The following is a 4,931-nucleotide window of genomic DNA, read 5'->3' as shown; positions in this document are numbered from 1 at the left end:
CGTCTCATTTCTTGGTGCCTCTCTTGAGGCAAAAAAACCCCATATTCATAAGGAATTACCCGAATTTCATCCAAAAAGGGATATGGTAATGGATGTTTTTAATAATGCAAAAGGGGAAGGAAGAAATCAGTTAAGCGAGATTGAAGCATATAAGGTAATAGGGGCATATGGAATACCCTATCCTAAAACATTCCTTGCTAAAAGCCTTAAGGAAATAGGTGAAATAGAGCTTGAATTCCCCCTTGTGGCAAAGATTGCCTCACCTGACATCTTACATAAATCAGACATTGGGGGTGTAAAATGTGGGATAAAGACAAAGGAGGAGCTAAATATTGCCTTTATTGAGATAATTGAGAATGCAAAGAGGCTGGCAAAGGAGGCAAGAATCTTTGGGGTTCTTGTCCAAGAGGAAGCACCCAAAGGCTATGAATTGATCATTGGGCTAAACAAAGATCCTCAATTTGGACACCTTATTATGGTTGGGATGGGTGGCATCTATGTTGAGGTTTTAAAGGATGTTTCATTTGGAATAATCCCTGTATGCTCTAATTGTTGCAAAAATATGCTCTCTTCCCTTAGCTCATACCCAATTCTTCGCGGAATAAGGGGAGAAAAGGGCATAGATTTTGATGAGGTTATCTCTGTAATCCTTAAAATTTCACAGCTTTCTATCGACTTTCCAAAGATAATTTCATTAGACATAAACCCATTAAGGGCTTATAATAAAGGGTGCTTTAGCCTTGATTGTAAGATAATCTTGGAGGAATAAGATGAAAAAAATATTTTTTACCACCACAAAGGAGTATTCTGGGGTATCTGCGGTTGTTATCGGCTCTGTTCTTCTTTTGAAGGATAGGATGAGGGTAGGGTATATGAAACCATTGGGCTATCTGCCTATATATAAAGATGGCATCTGGATAGATGCCGATAGCTCTTTTGTCTTTTCCCTGCTTAATGAGGAAGATACCTCCCTTTCCTCTCCCTTTGTCCTTAATGAAGAGGTTATAGAGGGCTTTCTTGAGGGAAAAATGGCTATTTTTGAAGATAAATTAGAAAAGGCTTATCAATCCCTTTCAAAAGACAAAGATGTCTTTATATTTGAGGGAGGGTTTAATATCTATCAGGGAAAATCCTTTGGAATGAGTGGCTTTGAGATGGCTGATAAATTTTCTCTGCCTGTTGTCCTTATAGAAAGGTATAAAAAAATGGAACTCTCTGATAGGGTTCTTTCGGTGAAGGAGATTCTTAAAGAAAGGCTAAAGGGTGTAATCTTAAATATGGTCTTTGATGAGGATATGCCTTCTGCAAAAAAAGAGGCTTTGGTTCTTTCTAAAAATGGCATTCCTGTTTTTGGGATAATCCCCTGGACAAATATCCTGCAATCTACCTCAATTAAGGCATTAAAAAATGAGCTATCTGCAGAGGTTCTTTGTGGAGAAAACTATCTGGATAAATTAGCTCAATCCGTAATGATTGGAGCAATGGATGCAGAGCATGCAATGATATTCTTCCAAAGAAAGAAAAACCTTGCGGTAATCACAGGTGGAGACAGGGCGGATATTCAGCTTGCCGCATTAGAGGCAAACGCGGTTTGTTTAATCCTTACCGGAGGCTTTATTCCCTCTGATATTATTTTAGGCTTGGCAGAGGAGAGGAATGTCCCAATTCTCCTTGTTTCCTATGACACCCTGACTACAGCCCAAAAGGCAGAATGGCTGATTGGACACGCAAGGACACACGAGAAGGAAAAGCTCTCCTTGCTTGCTGAATTGATTAAGGAAAATGTTAAAATAGATGAGTTGTTAGCTTAGGATGGCAGGTTTATTTGTCTTCCTTATTTCTTTTTTTGTCTATTCTTTAACCCTAACACCGAGCGTTGACCTTCACGATTCGGGCGAGATGATAACAGCCGCATATTCTCTTGGCATATCACATCCACCCGGATACCCTTTATATTGCATACTTGGAAAGCTCATAATGAGCATTCTTCCCATTGGAAATATAGCCTATAGGATGAATTTTTTCTCCTCCCTTTCTGCTAGCCTTGCCTCTATGTTCCTTTGTTTTATAGGAATGAGACTTTACAAAGACAAAATCATAGCAATTGTCCCAGCCCTTGTTTTTTCTTTCTCAAGGATATTCTGGCAGCAGGCTGTAATCTCTGAGAAATATACATTAAATGCCCTTTTTTTAAGCCTGCTTATCCTTATTCTCCTTAAATGGCAAGAAAATTCAAAATTCAAAATTCAAAATTCAAAATTGCTATACTTATTTTCTTTCCTCTTGGGTTTGTCCTTTACCCACCATTTGCAAACAATATTCATTATTCCCTCAGCAATATTCCTTATTTTTTCTAGATTAAAACGCAAGAAAGAAAAGAAGGCTCAAGGCTTCCGGCTCAAGGCTTCCGGCTCATTGATATTGCTATTCTTCTTCCTCCCCCTTTTGCTTTATATTTACCTTCCCATGAGGGCAGCATCAAATCCAGAGGCAAATTGGGGCTCTCCTGATACATTAGAAAGGTTTATCTCACACATTACCGTTAAGGAATATAGCCATTATTTTGCCTCATCTTCCCAATGGCTTTCAAACTTCAAATCCTCCCTTTATTTCTTTCCATCCCAATTTACCTTTTTTATTCTTATTCCAGCAATAATTGGAATTTTCATTATGGTAGCAAAAAGGCGTTTTGAGGCTATATTCTTCGGGCTGATAATAGCTTTTGATATCCTCCATTCCATAAGATACCAGATTCATAACATTGAGGATTATTATATCCCTACATTCCTTGTTCTTTCTATATTCCTTGGCGAATTCCTTGTTTTTGCAAAAAATAAAATAAAGCACATCCGAGCCTTCTTTCTCCTTATCCCCTCAATCCCCCTCCTTACAAACTATTACTCTGCAAACCGGGATAGGGATTTTTATTCCTATGACTACGGAAGAAATATCCTAGAGCCATTAGAAAAAAATTCAATTCTTCTTATAATGGGAGACACATTTGCCTTTCCCTTGTGGTATCTACATTTTGTTGAAAATGTCCGAGGTGATGTGGCTTTGATTGACAAGCTTGAATTAAGGTATTTGTGGTATTGTGAGAACCTAAAAAAGAGATACCCGGATATTGCCTTTTCCTTTGAGCCTTCCAAAAAGCCAGATCCAGCCCTTATAGGGACAAGGTTTATTGATATTGTCCATAGGAATATAGAAAAAAGGGGCATCTATGTTCCCCTTCCCTTTGCCCAGGAGGTTTCTCAAACCCATCTCCTTATCCCAGAAGGGATTGCTCACCGGATCCTTCCCAAAAGCCTTTCTTACCAAGGGATTATGAATGAGATTAAAAGGAGCACATTTAAATTTAAATATAGAAAAACCCATATATTTTTAGAGGAAAGAACAAGGCATAACTATGATAATTATGCCATTGCCTATGAGGCAAGGGCAGGATTTCTTGCCGAAAGGGGGCTTTATGAAGATGGTATATTCTGCCTTAAGGAGGCTATTAAAATAGACCCAAATAAAACAAGCTCTTTCTATAACCTTGGGATTTTATACAGGGATTCAGGGAAGCTAGATAAAGCAGAGGAAATATTTAAGGAGATGATCAATAAATTTAAAGGTGCGGATGGACATTATGGATTAGGGATGGTATACCAGAAAAAGAATAGGCTTGATGATGCAATCAAGGAATATAAAGAGGCAATTTCACTTGACCCTAAAAAAATATTTATTTATCATAGTTTAGGCTCTGTCTATCTTGAAAAGGGGATGTTTAAGGAGGCAATTCAAGCATTTCAGGATTCCTTAAAAATTTCGCCAGATGACCCAAATTCATACTATAATTTAGGGGTTACCTATTGGAAGGGAGGAAGAATAGAAGAGGCAATTTCTGCCTATAGAAAGGTATTGGAGCTTTCTCCAAATTATCCAGGGGTGGCTGAGTCTTTGAGGATATTGACAGGTGGATGAACAAAGATAGGTCATTTAAAAAAAAAGCGTTGACAAATGCTTAAGGAAAGATTTGGGATACATAAAAAAATTCATCACTCTCTCAATTTGCAATTGTTTAGCTTTAGCTAAACACACACCCCCTTATCCTTTTTCCTATCGGAATAAATGCCCTATATAATGCCTCTTTATCATTCATCCAGGGAAGCCTTCCAAAAACCTTTATTTTTGTTAAGCCCTTTATGATTTTTGGATTATCCTTTAAAATCTCCCCTTTCTCCCTTTTTGGGTTATTAAAGACAATCCCTAAAATCTCCATATTTCTATTCTTCAATGCCTCAATAGTAAGGAGGCTATGATTTATTGTCCCAAGCTTATTCCTTGAAACAAGCAAAACAGGAAGAGAAAGCTCCTTTGCAATATCTATAAGCAAAGCCTTTCTTGAAATTGGTGTAAGAAGACCACCCGTTCCCTCAATAAGGACAATATCGTATTTTTCCTTTAAAAACAGGAATTTATCTTTAATAATTTCTGGTTTTACAATTTTATTCTCGAGCTTAGAAGAAAGATGGGGAGAGGAGGGAAACTTGAAGGTATATGGACAAAGGTAATCAATTGGAAAGCTTGGTTTTTTCTTCATCAGTCTAAAATGTGTTTTTATATCAAGCCCTCCAGCATCTACCCATTTTTGTGTTACAACATTTAAGCCTCTTTCCAAAAGATACCTTCCCAGAAGCCCTGTTAGCAATGTTTTTCCAACACCCGTGTCCGTTCCTGTTATAAATATGCCTTTCACACACCTTATTATACACTTTAAATCCATCATAGACAATTTTTACTACCTTATTTATAATAAGTATGTGTTTAGCTGTTTTAAAATTTATTCACCTTTTAAGAAATTTTGAATTCTAAATTTTGAATTTTGGATTGAAGGTTTAAGTTTTATAAAATTTTTTCCCTTTTAATTCAAAATTCAACATTCA

The 4,931-nt window shown here is 37.1% G+C and carries 4 protein-coding genes; 3 read left to right on the top strand and 1 reads right to left on the bottom strand.

The genetic code is table 11. The annotated features are described in order from the left end of the window. The 3 genes from AB1397_00065 to AB1397_00055 all read left to right on the top strand — a co-directional run. Positions 1-769, top strand: a 769-nt coding sequence (locus tag AB1397_00065; protein ID MEW6481399.1) for an acetate--CoA ligase family protein, incomplete at its 5' end; no start/stop codon positions are given. A gap of 1 nt (position 770) precedes the next feature. Further along, the gene (locus AB1397_00060; GenBank protein ID MEW6481398.1) at positions 771-1,811 is read left to right on the top strand and encodes a DRTGG domain-containing protein; all 1,041 of its coding nucleotides are present in this window, start codon (positions 771-773) and stop codon (positions 1,809-1,811) included. A gap of 1 nt (position 1,812) precedes the next feature. Next, complete coding sequence (locus tag AB1397_00055; protein ID MEW6481397.1) at positions 1,813-3,969, top strand: DUF2723 domain-containing protein; 2,157 nt, start codon at positions 1,813-1,815, stop codon at positions 3,967-3,969. Positions 3,970-4,072: 103 nt separating this feature from the next. Here AB1397_00055 and bioD read toward each other — a convergent pair whose 3' ends face one another. After that, positions 4,073-4,774 (bottom strand): dethiobiotin synthase, encoded by a 702-nt coding sequence (bioD, locus tag AB1397_00050; protein ID MEW6481396.1) that lies wholly within the window; start codon positions 4,772-4,774, stop codon positions 4,073-4,075. Positions 4,775-4,931: the final 157 nt, after the last annotated feature.

The sequence above is a fragment of the bacterium genome (assembly GCA_040756715.1).
In the GTDB taxonomy this organism is placed as follows: domain Bacteria; phylum UBA9089; class UBA9088; order UBA9088; family UBA9088; genus JBFLYE01.
Note: the sequence above shows the minus strand (reverse complement) of the source record. Positions and strands in the feature narration are given on the sequence as shown.

Excerpts from the sequence above, each read along its gene's own strand:
- AB1397_00060 (MEW6481398.1), top strand. The coding sequence starts at position 771 with ATGAAAAAAATATTTTTTACCACCACAAAGGAGTATTCTGGGGTATCT.
- bioD (MEW6481396.1), bottom strand. The coding sequence starts at position 4,774 with ATGATGGATTTAAAGTGTATAATAAGGTGTGTGAAAGGCATATTTATA.
- AB1397_00055 (MEW6481397.1), top strand. The coding sequence starts at position 1,813 with ATGGCAGGTTTATTTGTCTTCCTTATTTCTTTTTTTGTCTATTCTTTA.